Here is a 24,199-nt window from a genome sequence, read left to right as displayed (position 1 = left end):
TTTCCAAGGGAACAGCCAACGCCCTCCCCCCATGCGATCAGGGGACACCCCATCACAGGAGACTCCGATGCCCCGCACCCTGACCTTCACCAATGGCGCCGACACCTTCACCCAGGGCGGCAGCGCCCAGAACATCGGCATCACCCTGCGCATGTTGGGCGGCAATGACCGGGTAGAGCTGACCCGCAATGATGATTTCGGCGGCGGCACAGTGGTGGATGCCGGCGCGGGCGCGGATGTGGTGATCAATCTGGCCGAAAACGGCAGCCTGATCCGGCTGGGCAGCGGCAATGACACCTATGCGGGCGGCGGCTTCGGCAGCTTTGCCACAGACCGTTCCGACACGGTTCTGGGTGGCGCGGGCAATGATTTCATCGCCGTCACCACCTTTGCCAGCCTCTACAAGGGCGGCACAGGCAATGACCGGTTTCTGACCGTCGGTTGGCAGAACCGCTATGAGGGCGGCGCGGGCCGCGACAGCATCAGCTATGCCGAGCGCGATTTCGACAACACGCAGGGCGGCAGCGGCGTCACCGTCGATCTGGGCGCGCGACAGGCGCAGACCGGGGCCAACCGCTTTGAAACCCTGATCGGGATCGAGGATGTGATCGGCTCGGGCGCGGATGATGCGCTGTTCGGCACAGCGGGGACCAACCGCCTGACCGGCGGCATGGGGCTGGATCAGCTGGCCGGGCGCGGCGGGGCCGATGTCTTTGTGTGGCGCAGCGTCAGTGAGGCCGCCATGGCCGAAGATGCCATCGACCTTGTGCAGGATTTCAGCACCGCGCAGGGCGACCGGCTCGATCTGCGCGGCATGGATGCGGTGGCGGGGCGGGCAGGCAATCAGGCCTTCCGCTTTATCGAGGATGATGCGTTCAGCGGCCGCGCCGGGCAGCTGCGCTTTGCGGATCAGATCCTGTCGGGCGATGTGAACGGCGATGGCATCGCGGATTTCCGCATCGGGCTGCTGGATGTCAGCGCCCTTGCCGCCGCTGACTTGCTGCTCTGAGTGCAAGGCGACCTCCCCCCGTTCGGGCAAACGGGGAGAGGCGGATTGGGGCAATCAATATTTGCGCGGCACATAAAGCTCGGGCGGCAGGACGGCCCGTTCGTAGTCGGGATTGAAGATCCGCTCGGGCAGCGTGATCTCTTCATGCGGGACGGGTTCATAAGGGAACAGGCCCAAAAGATGGTCGATGCAGTTCAGCCGGGCGCGCTTCTTGTCATTGCCCTCGACGATATACCACGGCGCTTCGGGGATGTTGGTGCGCGCCATCATCTCTTCCTTGGCCTTGGTATAGATCTCCCAGCGGACCCGGCTTTGCAGATCCATCGGTGACAGTTTCCACTGTTTCATCGGATCATGGATCCGCATCAGAAAGCGCATCTGCTGTTCTTCATCGGTGATCGAGAACCAGTATTTCACCACCCGGATTCCCGACCGCACCAACATGCGCTCGAACTCGGGCACGTCATGGAAGAACTGCTCGACCTGCGCGTCCTCGGCAAAGCCCATCACCCGTTCGACCCCGGCACGGTTGTACCAGCTGCGGTCGAACAGCACGATTTCGCCCCCGGCGGGCAGATGCGGCACATAGCGCTGGAAATACCACTGGCTCTTTTCCCGGTCCGACGGCGCCGGCAGCGCCACCGTGCGCACCACGCGCGGGTTGAGGCGCTGCGAGATGCGCTTGATCACGCCGCCCTTGCCGGCGGAATCGCGGCCTTCGAAAATCACAACGACCTTTTCTTTGTGATGCACCACCCAGTCCTGCAACTTGATCAGCTCGGACTGAAGCCGGATCAGCGCGTGCATATAAGTGGCACGGTCCAGTGCATCGGGGTGGTTCTGCTTGTAGATCCGGGCGATTTCTTCCGAAACGACGGCATCTTCCAGTTCGAGTTCGTATTCCTCGTCCAGCGCATCGGCGAGTTCGGCGGCCAGCCAGTCGCGGCCCGGAAGGTCTTGGCTTTCAGTCATCTGCATCTCCTGCGGTCGCGCGCACCCAACCACAGGCACATGACCCTTTTACGACAGGCCCTACTGCCGCCTTGGGGCCTTCACAAAGGGGGCACAGCCGTGTAGAAGCCGCCGCTTGAACACTTGAAATCCGATAATCGCCGTCCCCGCCCAAGGAGTCCGCCCATGCAAGGCAGCGCCAACCTGAACGTAATGATCAAGGCGGCCCGCAAGGCCGGGCGCAGCCTTGTGAAAGACTTCCGCGAGGTCGAGAACCTTCAGGTCTCTGCCAAGGGCCCCGGCGATTTCGTCACCAAGGCCGACCGCGAGGCCGAGCGCATCATCCGCGACGAGCTGATGGGTGCGCGCCCGACCTACGGCTTTCTGGGCGAAGAAACCGGCGAGACCGCCGGGCAGGATCCGACCCGCCGCTGGATCGTCGATCCGCTGGATGGCACCACCAACTTCCTGCACGGCCTGCCGCATTGGGCCGTGTCGATCGCGCTGGAACACAAGGGCGAGATTGTCTCGGCCGTGGTGTTCGATGCCGCGAAGGACGAAATGTACTGGGCTGAAAAAGGCGCCGGGGCTTGGATGAACGAAGCGCGGATGCGCGTCTCGGGGCGGCGGCAGATGATCGACGCGGTGTTTGCCACCGGCGTGCCCTTCGGGGGCCGGGGCACCCTGCCCGCGACGCTGCAAGACCTTGCCCGCCTGATGCCGGTCTGTTCGGGGGTGCGCCGCTGGGGCGCGGCCTCGCTCGATCTCGCCTATGTGGCGGCGGGCCGCTATGACGGCTTCTGGGAGCGCGGCCTGAACGCCTGGGACATGGCCGCGGGCCTGCTGCTGGTCAAAGAGGCGGGCGGCATGGTGTCGGCCATCCGCGAAGGCGATCAGCCGCTGGAGAAAGGCGCTGTGATCTGCGCCAACGAACCGCTGTTCGAACCCTTCCGCAAGATCATCCGCGGCGAATAATCCCGCCCTCCACATCCGACATCCCGCAAAAGGGGCAAGGCCAGACCTTGCCCCTTTTGTTTTGCGCGCCCGATCACACCACAGAACCGCATGGCAAAAGGGCCGGGAGGCACATGCCCCCCGGCCCTGTCGTCAGATCCGGCCTGTGATCAGAAGAAGCCGAGTTTCTTCGGGTTGTAGCTCACCAGCAGGTTCTTGGTTTCCTGATAGTGGTCCAGCATCATCTTGTGGGTTTCGCGCCCGATGCCCGACTGTTTGTAACCGCCAAAGGCCGCCCCCGCCGGATAGGCATGATAGCAGTTGGTCCAGACCCGGCCCGCCTCGATCCCGCGCCCGGCGCGGTAGGCGGTGTTCATGTCGCGGCTCCAGACCCCGGCACCCAGCCCGAACACCGTGTCATTGGCGATTTCGATGGCTTCTTCCGGGGTCTTGAAGGTGGTCACCGACACGACAGGGCCAAAGATCTCTTCCTGGAACACCCGCATGTTGTTGGTGCCCTCGAACACCGTCGGCTTGATGTAATAGCCATTGGCCAGATCGCCGCCGAAATGGTTTGCCGCCCCGCCCGTCAGCACTTTCGCGCCTTCGTTCTGGCCGATTTCCATATAGCGCAGGATCTTTTCATACTGCTGCTGGCTGGCCTGTGCGCCGATCATCGTGCCTGCGGCGCGCGGATCACCCGCCTGGATCGCCTCGACCCGTTTCAGCGCCCGTTCCATGAAACGGTCATAGATCGATTCCTGGATCAGCGCGCGCGACGGGCAGGTGCAGACCTCGCCCTGGTTGAGCGCAAACAGCGTGAAGCCTTCCAGCGCCTTGTCGAAGTAATCGTCGTCTTCGTTCATCACATCGGCAAAGAAGATGTTGGGCGATTTGCCACCCAGTTCCAGCGTGATGTTGGTCAGATTGTCGGCGGCGGCCTTCATGATCGCCTTGCCGACCGGGGTAGAGCCGGTGAAGGCGATCTTGGCGATGCGCGGGCTGGCGGCCAGCGGTGCGCCCGCCTCCATGCCGGTGCCGTTGACGACGTTCAGCACGCCCGCAGGCAGCAGATCCTCGATAAGGCCCAGCAGGAACAGGATCGACGCCGGGGTCTGTTCTGCCGGTTTCAGCACCACGCAATTGCCTGCGGCCAGCGCCGGGGCCAGTTTCCAGGCCGCCATCAGGATCGGGAAGTTCCACGGAATGATCTGGCCGACAACGCCCAGCGGCTCGTGGAAGTGATAGGCCACGGTATCATCGTCGATCTGGCCGATGGAGCCTTCCTGCGCGCGGATCGCCCCGGCGAAATACCGGAAATGGTCAATCGCCAGCGGAATATCGGCGGCCATGGTCTCGCGCAGCGGTTTGCCATTGTCCAGCGTTTCGGCCAGCGCGATGGCGTCGAGGTTCTGCTCCAGCCGGTCCGCGATTTTCAGCAGCATGTTCGAACGCTGCGTGCTGGAGGTCTGCCCCCAGGCGCGGCGGGCGGCATGGGCGGCATCCAGCGCCGCTTCGATGTCACTGGCGTCCGAACGGGCCACTTCGCACAGCACCTGCCCGGTCACGGGCGACAGGTTTTCCATATAGCGCCCGGATTTGGGGGCCACCCATTTGCCGCCGATGAAATTGTCATAGCGCGACTGGAACGGCGAGCCCTTGATCTCGAATGTTTCGACCTTGGTCATGTTCTTCTCCTCCTCTGTGGGCCGCCTCCTCGCGGCCGATGATTGAAAGGTGGCCCCTTGGCGCGAGTCGGTCACGGGGGGGCCGGTCTGTCGCATCGGCCATCTGTCTCAGATCTGCGACAGATGGCGCGGCGGATGTTCACCGCAGCCGGTTGCCCAGTTTGCGGTGAAAGGTGGCGCGGCTGATGCCCAGATCCCGCGCCGCCGCCGAAACATTGCCGCCCACCCGCGCCAGCGCCCGTGCCATCACCGCGCGCTCGCCCGCCTCCAGCGTATTGGCCGAGGCCACGCCCAGCAGATCGGCGGCAGGCACCGGGCGGCGGGTCAGATCGCCCTTCAGGCCGAAATGGGCGCGGGCGGCGCGGGTCGCGCCGATCACCAGCTCTTCGGCATCCACCGCGAGCAAGGCCCCCGCCCCCCGGTCCAGCCCCGGTGCCAGCAGCAGCCGCGCTTCGGGAAAGGCGGCGCGGAACAGATCGGCTTCGATCCTGCGCGCGGCCTCCAGCACCGCATGGCTGATCAGCCCCGCCACCGCCTCGGAGAGATCGGGTTTGGCCGACGAGACATCCAGCACCGCCACCAGCCGACCATCGGCATCATGCAGCGGCGCGCTCATGCAGGTGAGGCCGATATTGGCCGACAGGAAATGCTGGTCGCGGCAGATCGTCACCGCCCGACCTTCGGCCAGACAGGTGCCGATGCCATTGGTGCCCGCCTCTGCCTCGGACCAGCGGGTGCCGGTCCACAGGCCAAAACCCGCAAAATCCAGATCTTCCGAAGGGTGGCCGCGCCGGTCCACCGGCACGCCATGCCGGTCGGCCAGGATCACACAGGCCCCCAGCCCGCCCACCACCTGAAACAGCCGGTCAAGGCTGGGGCGGGCGGCGTGCAGCACCGGGGCCATCGCCTCGGTCACTTCGGCGAATTCCGACTGGGTCAGGCGTTCCGACGGGCGGCGTAGCGCCGGGTCCAGGCCATGCACCCGGACCGAGCGGTTCCATGACGCGACAATGGCCGACCGGGCCGCCTCGCCCGCCGCCAGCGCCGCCTCGACCGCCACATGATGCGCCCGCATCTCCTTTGCCAGCATCTTCCGCCTCCTCGCAGCCCCCTTTTGGCTTAGCGCCCCCGCTGACCGCGCGACATACGCCATTCGTCGTAGTGCAGCGCGCGTTCGGGCCTTGCATCGCGCGGCACCGCTTGGGAACATCCCCGCATGAGTCCTGATCCCGCCTCCACCCCGCCCGCCCCCCGCCTGCGCCTGCGCATCGTCCTTGGTCCGGGCGCAATGCTGGGGCCGGGCAAGGCCGAGTTGCTGGAACGGATCCACGACAGCGGCTCCATTTCTGCCGCCGGGCGGCAGATGGGCATGAGCTACAAACGCGCCTGGATGCTGGTCGAAGAGATGAATGCCGCCTTTGCCGCCCCGCTGGTGGACAGCGCGCGCGGCGGGCCGGGCGGCGGAGGCGCAAAGCTGACCGCGACAGGTTCGGCGGTGCTGCGCCATTACCATGCGATCACCGCGGCGGCGGCGCAGGCCGGGGCCGCCGATCTGGCCGCGCTGTCGGCCCTGCTGAGACCTCCCCCGGCTGCCGACAGTCCGAACGATATGTCTGACGGGAAATAACCCTTGCCTTCCCGGCATCGGCAAGTGTTATATCCGACGAAACATATCGTCAGGAGGTTTCATGTCCCGCATCCCGTCCGCCCTCGGCCTCGCGCTTTGCCTCGCACTGCCCCTCGGTGCCCAGGCCGCCGAGATCACGGTCTTCGCCGCCGCATCACTGAAAAACGCGCTGGACCCGATTGCCGCCGACTGGGCCGCGCAAACCGGGCATAGTGCCACGATTTCCTATGAAGGATCCTCGAAACTGGCGAAACAGATTCAGGCCGGGGCCCCGGCTGATCTGTTCGTCTCGGCGGCGGTGAACTGGATGGACACGCTGCAAGCCGATGGCCTGATCGTGCAGGACAGCCGCCGCGACCTGCTGGGCAATACGCTGGTTTTGGTGGCGCATGGCGATGCCGTCCCCCCGGTAGAGATCGACGCAGCGCTGGATCTGAAGGCAATGCTTGGCGGCGGCAAACTGGCGATGGCGATGGTCGATTCCGTGCCTGCGGGCCAGTATGGCAAGGCCGCGCTGGAACAGCTCGGACTCTGGGCCAGCGTGGAGGCCGATGTGGCGCAGGCCGAAAACGTGCGCTCGGCACTGGCGCTGGTGTCCACCGGCGAGGCGCCGCTGGGGATCGTTTATGCCTCGGATGCGATTGCCGATGATGCGGCCGACAATCAGGTTTCGGTCATCGGCACCTTCCCCGCCGACAGCCATGCCCCGATCACCTATCCCGCCGCCGTGATCGCCCCCGGCACACCGGAAGCACAGGATTTTCTCGATTTCCTCTCGACACCGGGGGCACAGGCCGTGTTTGAAGAACAGGGATTCACTGTGTTGAAGTAAAGGCGCCATGGCCGACTGGCTTTCCCCCGAAGAATGGCAGGCGGTGGCCTTGTCGCTGCGCGTGGCGGTGTGGTCGACGCTGCTCAGCCTGCCCTTCGGCATTGCCATCGCCTATGCGCTGGCGCGTGGGCGCTTTCCGGGCAAACAACTGCTGAACGGTCTGGTGCATCTGCCGCTGATCCTGCCGCCGGTCGTCACCGGCTATCTGCTGCTGCTGACCTTCGGGCGCAAGGGCGCGGTGGGGCAGGTGCTGGACCAATGGTTCGGCATCGTGCTGGCCTTTCGCTGGACCGGGGCGGTTCTGGCCGCCGCCGTCATGGCCTTTCCGCTGATGGTGCGGGCAATCCGGCTGGCAATCGAGGCGGTGGACCCGAAGCTGGAACAGGCCGCCGCCACCTTGGGCGCGCCCCGCCCTTGGGTCTTTGTCACCGTCACCCTGCCGCTGATCCTGCCGGGCATCATCGCCGGGGCCATCCTCGCCTTCGCCAAGGCGATGGGTGAATTCGGCGCGACGATCACCTTCGTCTCCAATATCCCCGGCCAGACCCAGACCCTGCCCTCGGCCATCTATGCCTTTCTGCAAGTGCCGGGGGGCGAGGCCCCGGCGCTGCGGCTGGTGGCGATTGCGGTGGCGGTGGCGATGACGGCGCTGCTCGCCTCGGAATGGCTGGCCCGTGCCATGGCCCGCCGGGTGGCCGGACGATGAGCCTATCGCTACACCTGCGCCATGCGCTGCCCGGCTTCACCCTCGATGTGGCCTTTGACGCGCCGCCGGGCATCACCACCCTGTTCGGACGCTCCGGCGCGGGAAAGACCACCATTGTCAACGCCGTCGCCGGGCTGCTGCGCCCCGATACGGGCCGCATCACGCTCGACGGTCAGGTTCTGCTGGATACCGGCAGCGGTCGGATGCTGCCGCCGCATCGCCGCCGCATCGGGTATGTGTTTCAGGACGCGCGGCTGTTTCCGCATCTGACGGTGCGGCAGAACCTGCTCTATGGCCGCTGGTTCGCCCCGCGCAACGGCAGCGGCGCAAGTCTTGAGCGGGTGGTCGATCTGCTGGGCCTCTCTGCCTTGCTGTCCCGCCGCCCTGCCCTGCTCTCGGGCGGCGAAACGCAGCGTGTTGCCATCGGGCGCGCGATCCTGTCCAACCCGCGCCTGCTGTTGCTGGACGAACCGCTTGCCGCGCTGGATGAGGCACGCAAGGCCGAAATCCTGCCCTATCTGGAACGTCTGCGCGACGAGATGGGCCTGCCGATGCTCTATGTCAGCCATTCGGTGGCCGAGGTGGCGCGGCTGGCCACCACGGTTGTGCTGATCGAGGCCGGACGGGTGCGCCATTGCGGCCCGGCAACCGAGGTTCTGTCAGATCCGGCCACTGCGCCCGCGCTGGGGATCCGCGCGGCGGGGGCGCTGCTGGCGGCAACGGTCGCCGCGCATGAGGCCGACGGTCTGACCCGGCTCGACAGCCCGGCAGGTCCGCTCTGGCTGCCGCATGTGCCGTCCGCCATCGGTAGCCCGCTGCGGTTGCGCATCCTTGCGCAGGATGTGATGCTGGCCCGCCAACGCCCGGTGGGCCTGTCGGCGCTGAACATCCTGCCGGTCACGCTGCACGACATCCGCCTTGGCGATGGCCCCGGCGCGATGGTGCAGATGGATGCGGGCGGCACGCGGTTGCTCGCGCGCCTGACCCGCCGCTCTGTCACCATGCTGAACCTCGCCGCCGGGGATCAGGTCTTTGCCGTGATCAAGGCCGTGTCGGTCGCCCCCGATGATATCGGCGGGCGCTGAGGCGGCTCAGCCCCAGTCCAGCACCACCTTGCCAGACTGGCCCGAGCGCATCACCTCGAACCCGTCCACGAAATCACCGGCCTTGAAGCGATGGGTGATCACCTTGCGGATATCCAGCCCGTTTTCCAGCATGGCGATCATCTTGTACCAGGTCTCGAAGATCTCGCGGCCATAGACGCCCTTGATGGTGATGGCCTTGAACACGATGCGGCTCCAGTCCACCGGGCTTTTCCCCGGCGGGATGCCCAGAATGGCGATGCGCCCGCCCATCACCAGCGCCTCGACCATCTGGTCCAGTGCGCGCTGATTGCCGCTCATTTCCATGCCTACGTCAAAGCCCTGGGTCATCTTCAGCCGGGCCTGCACATCGCGCAAATCCTCGGTGGCCACATTCACCGGCACCACATCGGCAACTTGCGCCGCCAGCTCCAGCCGCGCCGGGTTCACATCGGTGATCACCACATGGCGCGCGCCGACATGCCGCGCCACCGCCGCCGCCATGATGCCAATGGGGCCTGCCCCGGTGATCAGCACATCCTCGCCCACCAGATCAAAGCTCAGCGCCGTATGCACCGCATTGCCCAAGGGATCAAGGATCGCGCCGATCTCGTCATCAATCGCATCCGGCAGTGGCACCACATTGAAGGCGGGCAGCCGCAGGTACTGCGCGAAAGCTCCCTGCTCGTTCACGCCAATGCCCCGCGTCTCCGGGTCCAGATGGAACTTGCCCGCGCGGGACTGGCGCGAGTGCCGCCCGATCAGATGCCCCTCTCCCGAACAGCGCTGACCAATCGCCAGATCCGTCACATTGCGGCCCAGTTCCACAATCTCGCCCGCAAACTCATGACCCGTCACAAGGTCCAGCGGCACGGTGCGCGCCGCCCAGTCATCCCAGTTCCAGATATGGATGTCGGTGCCGCAGATCCCGGTCTTGCGGATGCGGATCAGCACATCATCCGGCCCGATCTCGGGCACCGGACGCGTCACCTGCCACAAACCAACCTCGGGTCTGGTCTTGGCCAAAGCCTTCATTTCATTGCTCATCAGATCGCCCCCACGGCCTTGCCCGCCGCCCGGAAGGCATCGAGCGCAAAATCCAGATCGTCCCTGCTCAGCCGCGCATTCATCTGCGTGCGGATGCGCGCCTGCCCCTTCGGCACCACCGGGAAGAAGAACCCGGCCACATAAACGCCCCGGTCATACAACGCCGCCGCCATGGCCTGCGCGAGCTTGGCATCGCCCAGCATCACTGGAATGATCGGATGCTCACCCGGCAACAGCCGGAACCCCGCATCTGTCAAACCTGCCCGCCAATAGGCCGCGTTTTCAAACAACTGCCCCCGCAGATCATCCGCCGCCTCGACAATATCCAGCGCTGCCAGCCCCGCCGCCACCACCGCAGGTGGCAAGGCGTTGGAGAACAGATAGGGCCGCGCCCTTTGCCGCAGCAGATCAATCACCGGCTGCGGCCCGGCAATATAGCCGCCCAAAGCGCCGCCCAGCGCCTTGCCCAAAGTGCCGGTCAGAATATCCACCTGCACCCCCGCAAGTGCGGGCGTGCCGCGCCCCTGCGGCCCCATGAATCCGGTGGCATGGCAATCATCCACCATAACCATGGCGCCATAGCGGTCAGCCAAACCCTTGATCTCGCCCAGTTTCGCCAGATACCCGTCCATCGAGAACACACCATCGGTTGCAATCAGGATGAAGCGCGCACCCTCGGCCCGCGCGGCCTGCAACTGTGCCTCCAGATCCGCCATATCGGAATTGGCGTAACGATAGCGCCTGGCCTTGCACAGCCGGATGCCGTCAATGATGCTGGCATGGTTCAGACTGTCGGAAATCACCGCATCCTCCGGCCCCAGCAGCGGCTCGAACAGCCCGCCATTGGCATCGAAACAGGCCGCGAACAGGATGCTGTCCTCCTGCCCCAGAAACTGCGCGATCCGCGTCTCCAGCGCCCGGTGCAGATCCTGCGTGCCGCAGATGAAGCGCACCGAGGCCATGCCATAACCCTGCTCCGCCATCGCCGCCTGCGCCGCCGCCACCAGCCGCGGATCATCCGCGAGCCCGAGGTAATTGTTGGCGCAAAGGTTCAACAGCTTGCGCCCCGCCACCTCGACATGCGCGCCCTGCGGCCCGTGGATCAGCCGCTCGCGTTTCATCAACCCCTCCGCGTCGATCCCTGCCAATACCCCGCCCAGATGCGCCAGAAACGCCGCCCGATCCATATCCGTCATTACAGAACCCCATCCGTTATATCGGAACATTTGCCGCAAAACCGTGATCACGTCAAGATAGCGGAATGTAATCCGCTAAAACGGATTACATTCACTTTGGTCCAAATATCCTCGGGGGGTGCGGGGGGCAGACAGCCCCCCGCTCCGCCGGATCAACTGTCCTGCACGATCAGAATGGCGCGGGCAGCACCCTCTGCCCGGATTGCGTGATCGCGGTCCGCCGCATAGCGCGCGGTATCGCCCATCCCCAGATCCTGCATGTCCTCGCCGCTGGTCACGCGCAGACTGCCTTCGATCACCGTCAGATGTTCGCGGCAGCCGGGGCTGTGCGGATCCGACACCAGCGCGCCGCCGGGCGCGAAATTCAGCTCATAGACCTCATGCTCGCCCACCGCCTCGGCGGGCGACAGGATGCGGATGCGCACGCCGGTGCCGCGCCCGGCAATCACCGGCGCCGCCGAGGCCCGCGTCACCTCGATCCCGCCCGAAGGTTTGCCCTCCAGCAGCCCGGCAAAATCGACCTGAAGCGCCTGTGTCAGGTTCCACAGCGTCGCCACCGTGGGAGAGCTTTCGCCGCGTTCGATCTGGCTCACCATCGAGCGGCTGACGCCTGACAGTTTGGCCACGGCATCAAGGCTCAGCCCGCGCGCCTTGCGCGCTTCGCGCAGGCTGGCCGCCAAACGGTCATGGATGTCAGAGCGGCTGTTCATGGCGCCATGATTGCCGCGAGACGCAAGCCCGGTCAATCGCACATTCATGTGCCGCAGAAGGTGCGGAACGTGTCGGCAAAGGCCTCGGGGGCAGGCAGGGCATAGGCCTCCAGCCCCGGCCGTTCGGTATAAGGATCGGTGATTACCGCCAGCAGCCGTTCAAACGGCGCCATATCCCCGGCCTCGGCGGCGCTCAGCGCCTCTTCCACCCGCTGATTGCGGGGAATGTAGATCGGATTGGCGGCACGGATGCGAGCCGGGGCATCGGGAGCCAGCCGCGCCTGCCACTGTGGCAGCCAGCGTTCCAGCGCCGCGCGGTCGCCGAACAGCCCGTGCAACCGGCCCGGATCGCGGACCGCATCGGCCAGCGCCCCGAAGCCGCGGGTGAAATCCGTGCCGGTCAGCGCCGCCAGAAACCCTTCGGCCAGCGCCGCATCGCCCGCATCTTCCCCTGCCAGCCCCAGCTTGCCGCGCATCACCGCCAGCCATTCGGCCTGATACAGCGCCGCGATGCCCTCCAGCCGGGCATTGGCCAGATCGACGGCGGTTTTCTCATCGGCATCAAACAGCGGCAACAGCGTCTCGGCCAGCCGGGCAAGGTTCCACCCCAGAATCGCGGGCTGGTTGCCATAGGCATAACGGCCCTGCCGGTCGATCGAGGAAAACACCGTGCCGGGGGCATAGGCCTCCATGAAGGCGCAGGGGCCGTAATCAATCGTCTCGCCCGAGATCGTCATATTGTCGGTGTTCATCACCCCATGGATGAAGCCAAGCCCCATCCATTGCGCAATCAGCCGCGCCTGCCGCGCCACAACCGCATCGAAAAACGCCAGATAAGGCCGCTCTGCCCCCCGCAGTTCAGGGTCATGCCGGGCCATGGCGTAATCGGCCAGCCGCTGCACCATATCGGCCTGCCCGCGTGCGGCAAAGAACTGGAACGTGCCCACCCGCAGATGGCTGGACGCCACACGGGTCAGCACCGCCCCCGGCAAGGCACCGCTGTCGCGCCAGACCTGCCCGCCCGTGGCCACCGCCGCCAGCGCCCGCGTTGTCGGCACGCCCAGCGCCGCCATCGCCTCGCCGATCAGATATTCGCGCAAGACCGGCCCCACCGCCGCCAGCCCGTCGCCGCCCCGCGAAAACGGCGTGCGGCCCGAGCCTTTCAGGGCAATGTCGCGCCGGGCACCGTGACTGTCGATCACCTCGCCCAGCAGCAGCGCCCGCCCATCGCCCAGTTGCGTGGAAAAGCCGCCGAACTGATGCCCGGCATAGGCCTGTGCAATCGGTTCGGCCCCTTCGGGCAGGTGCGCGCCGGAAAACACCTCGGCGGCAACCGGGGCCAGCGCCACCGGGTCCAGCCCCAGCTCTTCGGCCAGCGCGGTATTCAGCCGCAGCAGCCGGGGGGCGGCCACGGCGGCGGGGCGCTGCGCCACATACATACCCGCCAGATCGCGGGCATAGCTGTTGTCAAAGCTGAAATCGGCCATTGTCATCCCCATGCCCTGCCCCACCCGGCATCCCGAGGGCGGTGCCCCCTATATGGGCTGGCCGCGTGTCGGCAGCAAGCGGCGCGGCTTACAGCAAGACCTGATGCTCGGCCTGCCCCTGTGCCACATCCGCCAGCGCGAAAGTGCCGCCCGCCTGCGGATAGGCCGCCCGCGCCGCCGCATCCATGCCCTGCAATGCGGTGGTGCAGAACAGCGTGGTCAGCCCCGGCCCGCCAAAGGCCGGGCAAGAGGTATGCGGCGAGGCAAATTCGACCTGCCGCACCAATGTGCCATCGGGCGCAAAGGCGCTGACCCGCCCCGCGCCCCATTGCGCCAGCCACATGAGCCCCGCCGCGTCGATCACCGCCCCATCCGGCCCCGAGGGATCAGCGGTCAGATCCAGATACAGCTCGGGCGTGCCCTGTGGCCAGCCCGCCGCATCCAGCGCCACCCGCATCACCCGGCTGGTCTTGGTATCGGTGAAATGCGCCACCCGGCCATCGGGGCTGAAACAGATCGCATTGGTGATCGAGATGCCCTTGAACAGGCAGCGCAACTCGCCCCGGTAATAGCGATAGATGGCGCCCGCGCCCGCTTCGGCGCTCTTGCCCATCGTGCCGATCCAGAACCCGCCCAGCGGATCGGCGCGGCCATCATTGGACCGGGTCAGCCGGTTGTCGGCCTCCAGCTCGATCAGGCTTTCGGTTTCTTCGGTTTCGACATCGAACAGGAACAGATCACGCTCGCCCGCAATCAGCAGCACATCGCGGCTGACCCAGCCCGCCGCCGATACCATTTCGGGAAAGCGCCATTGCAGCGCCTCGCCCCGGTGCTGCGACAACATGCGCTGGCCGGTGATGTCGAACCAGAACAGCTGGCCGCGAAGCGGGTGCCACAGCGGGCCTTCGCCAAGATCACAGGGGCGGGGGTCAAAGATCATGTCAGGGCCTCTCGATAGGCAGTCACAAGCCGCACCGCGCGGGCGGCCACATCATCCGGCGCGCGACCGGGGCTGTAAAGGGCCGTGCCGATGCCAAAGCCATCCGCCCCGGCCCGCAGCCAGGCGGCAAAGGTTTCAGGTCCGGCCCCGCCCACGGCATAGACGGGCACCGTATCGGGCAGGACCGCCCGCATCGCCGCCAGCCCCGCCGGGCCAACCAGCGTCGCCGGAAACAGCTTCAGCCCCGAGGCTCCGGCGGCAATCGCCTGAAAGGCCTCGGTCGGGGTCATCACGCCGGGCCAGCTCAGCAGGCCTTGCGCGCGGGTGGCGCGGATCACCGCCGCATCGCAATTGGGCGACACGATCAGCCGCCCGCCCAATGCGGCCACCTGCATCACATCATTCACTGTCAGCACCGTGCCCGCCCCGATCAGCGCCCGGTCGCCACAGGCCGCGACCAGCGCCGCCATCGAACGCAACGCATCGGGGGAATTGAGCGGCACCTCGATCTGCGTGATGCCAGCGGCCATCAGCGCCTCGGCCACCGCGACAACCTCTGCCGGGGTGATGCCGCGCAGGATGGCGATGATCGGCAGGCTCACAGGCAGGCCCAGAGGCGCGACAGCCCGGCCAGACTGCACGCTGCCCCCGGCAGATGTTCTGCCGTGATCCCCTGCGCCGCCAGAGCCTGCGCATAGGGGGCCGCAACCGCTTCGGCGCCGATCAGCAGCACCGGCTGCCCCAGCCAATAGGGCCGCGCCGCCGCCAGCTCTGCCCCGATCAGCAGGCCCGACAGCCGCGCCCGCGCGGTCACCGGCGACAGGCCCTCCAGCAGCGCCTCGGCGCGCAGGCTGAACAGCCGCGCCGCCAGCCGCTCGGGGCGCGACTGGGCTTCTGACAGGGCCTCGGCAAAGGCGGCGGCATCCCAGCCCTCGGCGGCGATGCCATGGCGCAGCACCGACACCTGCGACAGCAGCGCAAACATCTCGCCGGTCAGGAAGGTCTGGAAACTGACCACCTCGCCCGCACTGACATGCACCCATTTGCTATGGGTGCCGGGCAGGCAGATCACCCCGTCAAAGCCGGGCCGCACCGCCAGCGCACCGGCAATCTGCACCTCTTCGCCGCGCATCACATCGGCAGGCCGGGCCTGCATCAGCCCCGGCACGATGCGCAGGGACAGGCGCGGATCGTGGCAGGGCACCGCCATCAGCGCCGCCGGATCCAGCGGCGCGCAGGGGGTTGCGCGATAGGGGGCCTCGCGCCAGCCCTGCCGCGCGCCCACCATGCCGCAGGCCAGCACCGGCACCTGCCGACCCTGCGGCAGCCAGTCACCGATCAGCGCCAGCAGCGCAGGTTCAAACGCCTTGGGCGTGGCCAGCCGCGCCATGCCATCCTCGGACCCGGCCTCGGCCAGCACGCCCTCTGGCCCCAATGCGGTGGCCCGCAGATGCGTGCTGCCCCAATCCACCGCGATCCAGTGCAGATCCGGCAGGCCGCCCCGCGATCCGCCGTCGCCGCTCATCCGGTGACCACCACGCCGCCGTCGATCACCAGCGCCTGCCCCGTCATCATCTTCGATGCGCGCGAGGCCAGGAACAGCACCCCGCCGACGATATCGGCAGGCTCCAGCGGATCGGACAGGCATTGGCGATCCAGATGCGCCTGCAGGCCTTCGGGCGTGACCCAGAGGTCTTTCTGCTTCTGCGTCAGCACCCATCCCGGGGCCAGCGCATTGACGCGGATGCGCGACGGCCCGAATTCGCGCGCAAGGCTGCGCGTCATGCCGTTGATCGCGGAATTTGCCGTCGTATAGGCGGGGTAGCCCGCATTGCCCATCATATAGCTGATGGAGGTGAAATTCACGATGGAGCCGCCGCCCGCCGCCACCATGCCGGGAATGACCGCCTGCGCCGCAAAGAAATAGCTCTTGAGGTTGATCGCCTGCGACCAGTCCCAGAACTCTTCGGTCACCTCCAGCGTGGCATGGCGTTTGTCATTGGCGGCATTGTTCACCAGCACCGTCACCGGCCCATGTGCCGCCGCCGCCGCCGCGATGGCCGCCTGCAAGGCGGGCGTATCGGTGATGTCACAGGGCAGGAACAGCGGTCGCTGCCCGGTGGCCGCTTCCATCTCGTCACAAAAGCCGGTCGCATCCGACCGCTGCACGAAGGCCACTTTCGCCCCCTGCCGCAGGAAACCTTCGGTCAGGAAGGCCCCGATACCGGAGCCGCCGCCGGTGATGAACACCGAAGCACCGGACAGATCGGGGAAGAGCGGCAGATCTTGCATGGCAATCACTTTCTGGGAATGGCAGAGCGTCAGACAGCGGGCCGCGGCACCGGGGCGGCCCGCGCGCCTTCTCTATAACCCGGCAGCATCGCCGCTGAAAAGCCGCAGCCGACACCGGCGATGCCTGTGGCCCCGCAAATCTGCGCCGCGCGGCCACTGGACAAGCGCCGCCTGCCGCCTATCCTCTGCCCCTCCCTCTGGACCAGATCTCATGCCCGATGCCCTGATCATTGCCCATGGCTCCCCCGCCGATCCGCTGCCGCAAGAGGCGGCGATGCAGGCGCTGGCGGTGCGCGTGGCGCTGTGGCTGCCCGGCTGGCGCATCCGTGGCACGACGCTGGCCCTGCCCGGCGCGCTGGAGGCGGCTGTTGCCGCGCTACCCGACGCCTGGATCTATCCGTTCTTCATGGCCGAAGGCTGGTTCACCCGGCAGCAACTGCCGAAACGGCTGGCCGCCGCAGGCATGGCGCAACCGCAGCAAGTGCCCGCCTTTGGCCATGAGCCGCAGATGCCTGCCCTGCTGGCCCGCACCGCGCAACAGGCCGCCGCGGCGCGGGGTCTGGCCGAGGCAGAGACAAGCCTGCTGCTGGCGGCGCATGGATCGCGGGTGTCGCGCGCCTCGGCCAGCATCACCGAAGCCCATGCAGCGACCCTGCGCCAGCAGACCCGGTTCCGCTCCGTCATCACCGGCTATGTCGAAGAAGAACCGTTTCTGCGCGATGCCGCCCGGATCGACGGCCCGGCCCTGTGCCTGCCGCTGTTTGCCACCCGCGCGGGCCATGTGGCCGAAGATCTGCCCGAGGCTTTGGCCGAAGCAGGCTTTGCCGGGACGCTGCTGCCCGCCATCGGGGAACATGCGGATGTGGCCGCCCTGATCGCCGACAGCCTGCGCCGCCGCGCGGGCTGAGGGGCCGTCAGACTTTGGCCGTCAGACCTTGGGGCGGAAGGCGGCGCAGATGGCGGGATCCGTCTCGATCCGCCCGGCCTCCATCAGATCCAGACAATAGGGCACCGCCGGAAAAACCGCATCCAGACAAGTGCCGATGGCCGAAGGCTTGCCGGGCAGCGTGATGATCAGACAGCGGCCCCGCGTGCCCGCCCCCTGCCGCGACAGGATGGCGGTCGGCACTTCGCGCAGGCTGACCGCGCGCATCAATTCGCCAAAGCCGGGAAAGTCGCGTTCGACCACATCGGCCATGGCCTCGGGCGTCAGATCGCGCGGGCTGGGCCCAGTGCCGCCGGTGGCAAGGATCAGATCGGCCCCCTTCTCATCCGCCCAGCGGCGAAAGGCCTCCGCCACCACCGCGCGCCCGTCGGGCACGATTTCGCGGCAAATCTCCACCGGCGAGGTGATGGCCCGCCGCAGCCAGGCCTCGATCGCCGGGCCGCCCTTGTCCTCATAGGTGCCGGCAAAGGCCCGGTCAGAGACGGTCAGAACCGCGATGCGCGCGCTCATGCCGCCTCCGCCAGAACAGAGCGCGACCAGGCCAGAACCGCCTCGGGCGTGGCCTCCACCGCTTCGGCCAGATCGCCCGCGAAATCGAAGAAGGCCTGCCGGTTCATACTATTGATGCCGATCAGCACCGGCATGCCCGCCGCCGCCACATCGGCCAGCATCTGCCGGAAGCCACGGCCTTCGGATTCGTGTTTGCCGAATTTGTTCACGATCAGCACCTGCGCCCCGTCCAGCCGCGCCGCCACTTCCATCACCGCCGCCTCCAGCGCGCCTGCATCCAGCCGACAGCCCTGCGAGGCCGTGCCAAGCCGCTGGCTGATCCGCACCACCGGCCCATCGGGCAAGACCCGCAGATCCATGTCGCAATGCAGATCGCAGCTGCTGTTGCTTTGCACCGCCCCGGCGAGCGCCACGCCCTCGGCCAGAAGCCGCAGCGCAAGATCGCTCAGCAAGCGGTCGGTGGCGCCGCGCTCTGGCAAGAATACATATCCGATCCGCATCAGCAGCCCCCCATTGCCATAGACATGACAATTCGGCCCTGCCGGCGCAACCCGTGTTTCTGCCTCAGGCCCCCAAGACGATCAGATCGCGCGACGAAAGGCTCAGCTCTACCGGCGCGCCGATGGCGGGCGGCGGCTGGTCGGCACGGTTGAATGTGTCCAGCGCCACCGACACCCCGGCCACATCGGCGCGCAGCCGGATCACCGACCCCAGAAAATGCACCTCTGTCACCGTGGCAGGCAAGACGACATCCTTGCCCGCCGTGCGGCCCAGATGCAGGGCCTCGGGGCGGGTCGCCAGCGTGACGCGGCTGCCGGACACCGGCCCGGCCAGTTGCACCGGCACCCCTGCCATGCGCACGCGCCCTTCGGAGGCGACATCAACTTCGGCCTCGAACGCATTGATCTGGCCGACGAAATTCGCAACGAATCTTGTGGTCGGACGATTGTAGATCTCGAAGGGGGATCCGACCTGATCGGCAATGCCGCCATTCATCACCACGATCCGGTCCGAAATCGACAGCGCCTCTTCCTGATCATGGGTCACGAAGATCGTGGTGATGCCCAGATCGCGCTGAATCGCCCGGATCTCGGTCCGCAAGGACACGCGGACCTTGGCATCCAGCGCGCTCAGCGGTTCGTCCAGCAGCAAGACCTGCGGCTTGGGTGCCAAAGCCCGCGCCAGGGCGACGCGCTGTTGTTGCCCGCCCGACAGCTGGAACGGATAGCGCGCGCCAAGATCGGGCAGGCCGATCAGCGCCAGCATCTCGGCCACGCGGGCATCAATCGCCGCCTTGGCCATTCCCTTGATCTTCAGTCCGAAGCCCACATTCTGCGCCACGGTCAGATTGGGAAACAGCGCATAGGCCTGAAACACCATGCCGATATTGCGCTGGTTTGGGCGTTTGCCCACCACATCGGCCCCGCCAATGCGGATCACCCCGGTCGACGGATGTTCAAACCCCGCCACCATGCGCAGCACCGTCGTCTTGCCGCAGCCCGAAGGGCCGAGCAGCGAGATGAACTCGCCCTTCTCCACGTCGAGGTTGAAATCCTTCACCACCCGATTGGAACCAAAGGATTTTTCCAGATGCGAAATCTCAAGAAAGGCCATCAGCGTTGCGCTTTCGTATGTTTGGAGAAGCGGGTGACAAGCTGGATCAGCCCCATGCAGGCCCAGGTGATACCAAAGGAAATCACCGCCAGCGCGAAAGGCTCATACGGTTTGTTCGCCCCGATCCGTTGCAGATATGGCCCGAACGCCGGGCGGTCGAGCAGTGCGGCCAAGGTGAATTCGCCGATCACGATGGCGAAGGTCAGAAACGCGCCCGACAGCACCGCGACCAGCACATTGGGCAGGATCACCCGGCCCAGAATGGTGGCCCAGCCTGCACCAAGGCTTTGCGCCGCCTCGGTCAGCGTTGCCACGTCAATCGTGCGCAACCCGGTATCCACCGCGCGATACATATAGGGCAGCGCCAGCGTGGTATAGCCAAAGGCCAGCAGCAGATTGGTGCCCATTGCCGATCCGGTCAGCGGCAGCCAGCTCGAGGTGTTGTAAAGCCGGATGTACCCGAACACGATGACGATGGCCGGAATGACCAGCGGCATCAGCGTGATGAATTCGACATAAGGCCGGGCCCAGGGCATCTTCAGCCGCACCCAGAAGGCGGTCGGAACCACGATCAGCACGCCCAGCACGATAGTCACCAGCGCCATGAACACCGAATACCCGAAGGTCGCCTGAAACTCGGGGTCGCCGATCACCTTGGCATAGGCATCCAGCGAATAGACGCCCCGCCGCGCTTTCAGCGAAAACTCCGTCAGCCCCATCAGCGGGATCAGGAAATACATCAGGCCGAAGATCACCACGATCCAGCCTGTGAGACGCGCCCAAAGGCTCATTTCATCCACCTTTCGGCGCGCATCCGCAGCCAGATATAAAGGACATTGGCGATGCCGGTGATCACGATCATGCCGAAGGCCATGGCATACCCGAGGTTCGGGTTGCCCAGCACGTCGCCGCGGATCTGCGCAAACAGCTGGATCGGCACAATGTTCAGCCCCGATCCGGTCAGCGCGATGGCGGTTGCCACCGCACCGAAGGCATTGGCGAACAGCAGCGCAAAGGTGCCCAGCAATGACGGAAACAGGATCGGCAGCGCCACCATGCGCCAGTATTGCGCGCCGGTGGCCCCCAGAACCTCTGCCGCCTCGCGCCATTCCCGTTTCAGCCCCTCCAGCGCCGGGGTGATGATCAGGATCATCAGCGGGATCTGGAAGAACAGATAGGTGATGGTCAGCCCCCAGAAGCTGAGGATGTTGAACCCCAGATCGCGGCTCAGCACGATGCCGAAGTTATTGCGCAAAAACAGCGTGACCAGACCCACCGGCCCGAAGGTCGCCAGAAAGGCAAAAGCCAGCGGCACCCCGGCAAAATTCGACGCAACGCCCGAGAACGTCATCAGCGGTGCCTTGATCCAGCGCGGCACCGCGCCAAAGGTCACGGCGGCGGCCATGCCAAAGCCGATCAGACAGCCCAGGGCGGCAGAGGCCGCGCTGATCTTGATCGAAACCCAGTAGGACGAGGGAATGGTGCCTGTGTTCAGATCCCGCAGGTTCTGCAGGGTGAACCCGCCCTCCCGCGTCTGAAACGCGCCGATCACGATATGCATCGTCGGCAGGATCAGAAACAGGGTGACAAAGATGAGGAAGGGCAGAATGCCCAGCCATGTCAGCGGCAATCGGTGCAGCAGCGGGCGGCGGGGCGGCGGGGCATGGGGTGTTGTCATCCGGTCAGGCTGTCCTGTTGGAGGATCATTATATCGCACACCCCGGCCCGAACGGATCGGGCCGGGGTGGCATCCGGGGTATCAGGTCCGGTTACTGGACGTTCGCGCCCACAACGGCATCCCAGCCGCCGGTGACGGCAGCCTTGTTGCCATCCACCTCTTCCAGCGTCGGGAAGACGGCGGCTTCATAGGCGGCGGCCGGCGGCAGCGCGTCGATCAGCTCTTGCGGAACCTTGCCAGCCTTGACCATCGCGTTGAAGCGCGCCGGGTGGCAGTAGCCCTTCAGCCAGAGGTTCTGACCTTCATCCGAATAGAGGTATTCCATCCAGAGTTTCGCGGCATTCGGATGCGGTGCATAGGCCGAAATGCCCTGCACATAGACACCGGCCAGAACGCCCGTCGCCGGAACCACGATTTCGACCGGCGGGTTGCCTGCCAGTTCGTCCTTGGCGGCCAGCGCGTTATAGTCCCACATCACGGCAATCGGGGTTGCGCCCTGGGCCACGGTGCCTGCCTTGGCGATGACCGGAACGAAGTTGCCTGCCTTGTTGACCTCGGCAAAGTATTCCAGACCGGCCTTGCCAGCGGCTTCGCCCGGGGCTGCCCCTTTCGACAGGCCAGCGGCCAGAACGGCGAGGATCGCCTGGTTCGAGGCGCGCGGGTCACCGGCAAGCGCCACCTGCCCTGCATATTCCGGCTTGAGCAGATCCGCCCAGTCCGCCGGGGTATTGGCCACCAGATCCTTGTTCACGAGGAAGGACATGACGCCGTAATAGTCGCCATACCAATAGCCTTCGGCATCCTTGATGCTGTCGGGGATCTCGTCCCAGGTGGAGACCTTGTAGGGCTGAAGCAGGCCTTCGGCCTTCATCGACGGCCCGAACGACAGACCCACATCGACAACGTCCGGCGCTTGCGGGCCCTTGTTGTCCTTGTTGGCCTTCACCGCTTCCACTTCGTCAGCCGAACCCGCATCCGGGTTCAGTTCGTTCACCTGAATTTCGGGGTATTTCGCCTTGAAGCCGGCGATGACTTCGCCATAGCCACACCAGCTGTGCGGCAGCGCGATGGTGGTCAGCATCCCTTCGGCCTTCGCCGCAGCTTCGATCTCGGCAAGGCTTTGTGCGCTGACCAACCCGGTGGAGGCCAGCAGAGCCGCCAGCGTCAGCGCGGCGGTGGATTTCGTGAGCGTCATCTTCATCTCCCTTGGGCACAGGATGCCCGGTTTCGTGACTTTTCCGTCTTATTCTTGTCGTGTGACAGTTTGATGGAACTGCCCGCCCCACTGATCTAAGCGCGGAAAATTCCACCGCGCAACGAGTCGGTTACATGGCTGTTACATTTTCTTCATGATTTTTCGCGCGGAACGATCCTTTACAGGCGCAAAGCGCCGCAAAAGGAAACGGGCGCGAAAGATCGCGCCCGTTGATCGGCCCCGGAAGGGTTCGCTTACGCGCGAATCCCCGAATCACTGTGCTATTGCCGCAGCCTCATTCGGCCACGAACAGACCTTCATCCTTGACCGCTTTATAGGCTTCGTCCAGCGACAGTTTTGCCCGTTCGATCAGCACGTCGATCTCTTCCGGCGTGATGGTCAGCGGCGGCGAGATGATCATGCGGTCATAGACATGGCGCATGATCAGATTGTTCTTGAAGCAACGCTCGCGCACCCGGAAGCCGATGGTGCCCTGCTTGCCCGCAAAGCGCGCACGGGTCGCCTTGTTCGGCGTCAGCACCAGCGAGCCCATCAGGCCGACAAGATTGGTCTGCCCCACCATCGGATGATCGGCCAGCGCGTGCCAGCGTTCGGCCAGATAGGGATGCGCCACATCGCGCACATGGCCGATGATGTTCTCTTCCTCGATGATCCGCAGATTCTCCAGCGCTACCGCTGCCGCCACCGGATGCCCGGAATAGGTATAGCCGTGGTTGAAGTCATCCTCGGCATTGCCGATCACATGCGCGATCTCGTCACAGACGATCGAGCCGCCGATCGGCTGATAGCCGGAGGACAGGCCCTTGGCGATGGTCATGATATGCGGCTTGATGCCATAGGTCTGGCTGCCGAACCAGTTTCCGGTGCGGCCAAATCCGGTGATCACCTCGTCCACGATCAGCAGGATGCCGTATTTGTCACAGATGCGCTGGATTTCCGGCCAATAGGTGCTGGGCGGAATGATCACGCCGCCGGCCCCCTGCACCGCCTCGCCGATGAAGGCGGCAACCTTGTCCACGCCCAGTTCAAGGATCTTCTCTTCCAGCTCGCGCGCGCGCAGCAGGCCGAGGTCTTCGGGCGTCATGTCGCCGCCCTCGGCCCACCAATGCGGCTGGCCGATATGTTCGATCCCGTCGATCTTGCCACCCGCCGCATGGATATAGGTCATGCCGCCCAGCGAACCGCCGCCCATGGTGGAGCCGTGGTAGCCGTTCTTGCGGGCGATGATCACACGCTTTTCCGGCTGGCCCTTGATTTCCCAATAGCGGCGCACGAGGCGGATATTGGTATCATTGGCCTCGGACCCCGAAGAAGCGAAGAACACATGGTTCAGATCGCCGGGGGCCAGTTCGGCCAGCTTGGCGGCCAGCGCGATGGCGGGCACATGCGTTGTCATGAAGAAGGTGTTGTAATAGCTCAGCTCTTCGATCTGACGCGCGGCAGCCTGCGCCAGTTCGTGACGGCCATACCCGACATTCACACACCACAGCCCGGCCATGCCGTCGATGATCCGGTTGCCTTCGCTATCCTTCAGCCAGACCCCCTTGGCCCCGGTGATCACCCGCACGCCCTTCTTGGCCAGTTCGCCGTCCGAGGTGAACGGGTGCATATGGTGGGCCGCATCCAGCGCCTGAAGCTCGGCCGTGGGCAGGTGATTGGTGATCTTGTTCATGTCAGCCTCGTTCGGGTTCCGGTGGACCCCGCAAGGGATTCG

Annotated in this window: 25 protein-coding genes; 7 read left to right on the top strand and 18 right to left on the bottom strand. The window is 65.8% G+C overall.

Features of this window, described 5'->3' with window-relative positions; genetic code table 11:
• The first annotated feature begins 67 nt into the window (after positions 1–67).
• Entirely contained in the window at positions 68–1,009 is a 942-nt protein-coding gene (locus KM031_RS14795) for a calcium-binding protein (protein ID WP_215506654.1), read from the top strand.
• A gap of 54 nt (positions 1,010–1,063) precedes the next feature.
• Here KM031_RS14795 and ppk2 read toward each other — a convergent pair whose 3' ends face one another.
• Positions 1,064–1,981, bottom strand: coding sequence for a polyphosphate kinase 2 (gene ppk2 / locus KM031_RS14790; protein WP_215506656.1), 918 nt, complete (start codon positions 1,979–1,981; stop codon positions 1,064–1,066).
• A 165-nt stretch (positions 1,982–2,146) separates the two neighbouring features.
• Between ppk2 and KM031_RS14785 the strand changes: the two genes are divergently transcribed.
• Positions 2,147–2,935: an inositol monophosphatase family protein gene (locus tag KM031_RS14785; RefSeq protein ID WP_215506658.1), complete on the top strand. Its 789-nt coding sequence runs from the start codon at positions 2,147–2,149 to the stop codon at positions 2,933–2,935.
• 149 nt (positions 2,936–3,084) lie between these two features.
• Here the strand turns inward: KM031_RS14785 and adh are convergent, their stop codons facing one another.
• On the bottom strand, positions 3,085–4,602 hold the full coding sequence (adh, locus tag KM031_RS14780; RefSeq protein ID WP_215506660.1) for an aldehyde dehydrogenase: 1,518 nt from the start codon (positions 4,600–4,602) through the stop codon (positions 3,085–3,087).
• Between the two features lie 139 nt (positions 4,603–4,741).
• On the bottom strand, positions 4,742–5,692 hold the full coding sequence (locus KM031_RS14775) for a GAF domain-containing protein (RefSeq protein ID WP_246567250.1): 951 nt from the start codon (positions 5,690–5,692) through the stop codon (positions 4,742–4,744).
• 126 nt (positions 5,693–5,818) lie between these two features.
• Between KM031_RS14775 and KM031_RS14770 the strand changes: the two genes are divergently transcribed.
• The 4 genes from KM031_RS14770 (at position 5,819) to modC (ending at position 8,852) form a co-directional block, all read left to right on the top strand.
• Positions 5,819–6,229: a winged helix-turn-helix domain-containing protein gene (locus tag KM031_RS14770; protein WP_215506662.1), complete on the top strand. Its 411-nt coding sequence runs from the start codon at positions 5,819–5,821 to the stop codon at positions 6,227–6,229.
• Positions 6,230–6,290: 61 nt separating this feature from the next.
• Positions 6,291–7,061, top strand: a complete 771-nt coding sequence (gene modA / locus KM031_RS14765) for a molybdate ABC transporter substrate-binding protein (protein ID WP_215506664.1) — start codon at positions 6,291–6,293, stop codon at positions 7,059–7,061.
• 7 nt (positions 7,062–7,068) lie between these two features.
• Complete coding sequence (modB, locus tag KM031_RS14760) at positions 7,069–7,767, top strand: molybdate ABC transporter permease subunit (RefSeq protein ID WP_215506666.1); 699 nt, start codon at positions 7,069–7,071, stop codon at positions 7,765–7,767.
• Positions 7,764–8,852, top strand: a complete 1,089-nt coding sequence (modC, locus tag KM031_RS14755) for a molybdenum ABC transporter ATP-binding protein (RefSeq protein WP_215506668.1) — start codon at positions 7,764–7,766, stop codon at positions 8,850–8,852. The genes modB and modC overlap by 4 nt, the downstream gene beginning before the upstream one ends.
• A 6-nt stretch (positions 8,853–8,858) precedes the next feature.
• On the opposite strand, the gene tdh is transcribed toward modC, so the two are convergent.
• The 8 genes from tdh to KM031_RS14715 all read right to left on the bottom strand — a co-directional run bounded on the left by tdh (position 8,859) and on the right by KM031_RS14715 (position 16,521).
• On the bottom strand, positions 8,859–9,884 hold the full coding sequence (tdh, locus tag KM031_RS14750) for an L-threonine 3-dehydrogenase (RefSeq protein WP_215506741.1): 1,026 nt from the start codon (positions 9,882–9,884) through the stop codon (positions 8,859–8,861).
• Between the two features lie 11 nt (positions 9,885–9,895).
• A complete protein-coding gene (locus KM031_RS14745; RefSeq protein ID WP_246567267.1) occupies positions 9,896–11,083 on the bottom strand; it encodes a glycine C-acetyltransferase in 1,188 nt (395 codons plus the stop codon).
• Between the two features lie 161 nt (positions 11,084–11,244).
• A complete protein-coding gene (locus KM031_RS14740; RefSeq protein WP_215506672.1) occupies positions 11,245–11,802 on the bottom strand; it encodes a helix-turn-helix domain-containing protein in 558 nt (185 codons plus the stop codon).
• 44 nt (positions 11,803–11,846) lie between these two features.
• A complete protein-coding gene (locus KM031_RS14735) occupies positions 11,847–13,295 on the bottom strand; it encodes a protein adenylyltransferase SelO (protein ID WP_215506674.1) in 1,449 nt (482 codons plus the stop codon).
• An 82-nt stretch (positions 13,296–13,377) separates the two neighbouring features.
• On the bottom strand, positions 13,378–14,229 hold the full coding sequence (locus tag KM031_RS14730; RefSeq protein WP_215506676.1) for an SMP-30/gluconolactonase/LRE family protein: 852 nt from the start codon (positions 14,227–14,229) through the stop codon (positions 13,378–13,380).
• Entirely contained in the window at positions 14,226–14,831 is a 606-nt protein-coding gene (locus tag KM031_RS14725) for a 2-dehydro-3-deoxy-6-phosphogalactonate aldolase (RefSeq protein ID WP_215506678.1), read from the bottom strand. Before KM031_RS14725 ends, KM031_RS14730 begins: the two co-directional genes overlap by 4 nt.
• On the bottom strand, positions 14,828–15,754 hold the full coding sequence (locus tag KM031_RS14720) for a 2-dehydro-3-deoxygalactonokinase (RefSeq protein WP_215506680.1): 927 nt from the start codon (positions 15,752–15,754) through the stop codon (positions 14,828–14,830). Before KM031_RS14720 ends, KM031_RS14725 begins: the two co-directional genes overlap by 4 nt.
• Positions 15,751–16,521: an SDR family NAD(P)-dependent oxidoreductase gene (locus KM031_RS14715; RefSeq protein WP_215506682.1), complete on the bottom strand. Its 771-nt coding sequence runs from the start codon at positions 16,519–16,521 to the stop codon at positions 15,751–15,753. The genes KM031_RS14720 and KM031_RS14715 overlap by 4 nt, the downstream gene beginning before the upstream one ends.
• A gap of 211 nt (positions 16,522–16,732) precedes the next feature.
• Here KM031_RS14715 and KM031_RS14710 point away from each other — a divergent pair, with 211 nt between their 5' ends.
• Positions 16,733–17,428 (top strand): CbiX/SirB N-terminal domain-containing protein, encoded by a 696-nt coding sequence (locus KM031_RS14710; RefSeq protein ID WP_215506684.1) that lies wholly within the window; start codon positions 16,733–16,735, stop codon positions 17,426–17,428.
• Between the two features lie 21 nt (positions 17,429–17,449).
• On the opposite strand, the gene mog is transcribed toward KM031_RS14710, so the two are convergent.
• The 7 genes from mog to KM031_RS14675 form a co-directional block, all read right to left on the bottom strand.
• Positions 17,450–17,977: a molybdopterin adenylyltransferase gene (gene mog, locus KM031_RS14705; protein WP_215506686.1), complete on the bottom strand. Its 528-nt coding sequence runs from the start codon at positions 17,975–17,977 to the stop codon at positions 17,450–17,452.
• The gene (locus tag KM031_RS14700) at positions 17,974–18,477 is read right to left on the bottom strand and encodes a DUF2478 domain-containing protein (RefSeq protein WP_215506687.1); all 504 of its coding nucleotides are present in this window, start codon (positions 18,475–18,477) and stop codon (positions 17,974–17,976) included. The genes mog and KM031_RS14700 overlap by 4 nt, the downstream gene beginning before the upstream one ends.
• Positions 18,478–18,541: 64 nt before the next feature.
• Positions 18,542–19,591: an ABC transporter ATP-binding protein gene (locus KM031_RS14695; RefSeq protein WP_215506689.1), complete on the bottom strand. Its 1,050-nt coding sequence runs from the start codon at positions 19,589–19,591 to the stop codon at positions 18,542–18,544.
• Positions 19,591–20,382, bottom strand: a complete 792-nt coding sequence (locus tag KM031_RS14690; protein WP_215506691.1) for an ABC transporter permease — start codon at positions 20,380–20,382, stop codon at positions 19,591–19,593. Before KM031_RS14690 ends, KM031_RS14695 begins: the two co-directional genes overlap by 1 nt.
• Positions 20,379–21,269: an ABC transporter permease gene (locus KM031_RS14685; protein ID WP_215506693.1), complete on the bottom strand. Its 891-nt coding sequence runs from the start codon at positions 21,267–21,269 to the stop codon at positions 20,379–20,381. Before KM031_RS14685 ends, KM031_RS14690 begins: the two co-directional genes overlap by 4 nt.
• Before the next feature lie 91 nt (positions 21,270–21,360).
• Positions 21,361–22,464, bottom strand: coding sequence for an ABC transporter substrate-binding protein (locus KM031_RS14680; protein ID WP_215506695.1), 1,104 nt, complete (start codon positions 22,462–22,464; stop codon positions 21,361–21,363).
• 295 nt (positions 22,465–22,759) lie between these two features.
• Positions 22,760–24,157 (bottom strand): aspartate aminotransferase family protein, encoded by a 1,398-nt coding sequence (locus KM031_RS14675; RefSeq protein ID WP_215506697.1) that lies wholly within the window; start codon positions 24,155–24,157, stop codon positions 22,760–22,762.
• Positions 24,158–24,199 lie beyond the last annotated feature (42 nt).

Origin of the sequence: Gemmobacter fulvus, from assembly GCF_018798885.1 — a bacterium.
GTDB lineage: Bacteria > Pseudomonadota > Alphaproteobacteria > Rhodobacterales > Rhodobacteraceae > Gemmobacter > Gemmobacter fulvus.
Note: the sequence above shows the minus strand (reverse complement) of the source record. Positions and strands in the feature narration are given on the sequence as shown.

Coding starts and splice junctions, on each gene's coding strand:
- KM031_RS14695 (WP_215506689.1), bottom strand. CDS start 19,591: ATGGCCTTTCTTGAGATTTCGCATCTGGAAAAATCCTTTGGTTCCAAT.
- modB (WP_215506666.1), top strand. CDS start 7,069: ATGGCCGACTGGCTTTCCCCCGAAGAATGGCAGGCGGTGGCCTTGTCG.
- KM031_RS14745 (WP_246567267.1), bottom strand. CDS start 11,083: ATGGATCGGGCGGCGTTTCTGGCGCATCTGGGCGGGGTATTGGCAGGG.
- KM031_RS14715 (WP_215506682.1), bottom strand. CDS start 16,521: ATGCAAGATCTGCCGCTCTTCCCCGATCTGTCCGGTGCTTCGGTGTTC.
- KM031_RS14690 (WP_215506691.1), bottom strand. CDS start 20,382: ATGAGCCTTTGGGCGCGTCTCACAGGCTGGATCGTGGTGATCTTCGGC.
- modA (WP_215506664.1), top strand. CDS start 6,291: ATGTCCCGCATCCCGTCCGCCCTCGGCCTCGCGCTTTGCCTCGCACTG.
- ppk2 (WP_215506656.1), bottom strand. CDS start 1,981: ATGACTGAAAGCCAAGACCTTCCGGGCCGCGACTGGCTGGCCGCCGAA.
- tdh (WP_215506741.1), bottom strand. CDS start 9,884: ATGAAGGCTTTGGCCAAGACCAGACCCGAGGTTGGTTTGTGGCAGGTG.
- KM031_RS14775 (WP_246567250.1), bottom strand. CDS start 5,692: ATGCTGGCAAAGGAGATGCGGGCGCATCATGTGGCGGTCGAGGCGGCG.
- KM031_RS14680 (WP_215506695.1), bottom strand. CDS start 22,464: ATGACGCTCACGAAATCCACCGCCGCGCTGACGCTGGCGGCTCTGCTG.
- KM031_RS14720 (WP_215506680.1), bottom strand. CDS start 15,754: ATGAGCGGCGACGGCGGATCGCGGGGCGGCCTGCCGGATCTGCACTGG.
- modC (WP_215506668.1), top strand. CDS start 7,764: ATGAGCCTATCGCTACACCTGCGCCATGCGCTGCCCGGCTTCACCCTC.
- KM031_RS14710 (WP_215506684.1), top strand. CDS start 16,733: ATGCCCGATGCCCTGATCATTGCCCATGGCTCCCCCGCCGATCCGCTG.
- KM031_RS14685 (WP_215506693.1), bottom strand. CDS start 21,269: ATGACAACACCCCATGCCCCGCCGCCCCGCCGCCCGCTGCTGCACCGA.
- mog (WP_215506686.1), bottom strand. CDS start 17,977: ATGAGCGCGCGCATCGCGGTTCTGACCGTCTCTGACCGGGCCTTTGCC.
- KM031_RS14795 (WP_215506654.1), top strand. CDS start 68: ATGCCCCGCACCCTGACCTTCACCAATGGCGCCGACACCTTCACCCAG.
- KM031_RS14785 (WP_215506658.1), top strand. CDS start 2,147: ATGCAAGGCAGCGCCAACCTGAACGTAATGATCAAGGCGGCCCGCAAG.
- KM031_RS14735 (WP_215506674.1), bottom strand. CDS start 13,295: ATGACAATGGCCGATTTCAGCTTTGACAACAGCTATGCCCGCGATCTG.
- KM031_RS14770 (WP_215506662.1), top strand. CDS start 5,819: ATGAGTCCTGATCCCGCCTCCACCCCGCCCGCCCCCCGCCTGCGCCTG.
- KM031_RS14700 (WP_215506687.1), bottom strand. CDS start 18,477: ATGCGGATCGGATATGTATTCTTGCCAGAGCGCGGCGCCACCGACCGC.
- KM031_RS14675 (WP_215506697.1), bottom strand. CDS start 24,157: ATGAACAAGATCACCAATCACCTGCCCACGGCCGAGCTTCAGGCGCTG.
- KM031_RS14740 (WP_215506672.1), bottom strand. CDS start 11,802: ATGAACAGCCGCTCTGACATCCATGACCGTTTGGCGGCCAGCCTGCGC.
- KM031_RS14730 (WP_215506676.1), bottom strand. CDS start 14,229: ATGATCTTTGACCCCCGCCCCTGTGATCTTGGCGAAGGCCCGCTGTGG.
- adh (WP_215506660.1), bottom strand. CDS start 4,602: ATGACCAAGGTCGAAACATTCGAGATCAAGGGCTCGCCGTTCCAGTCG.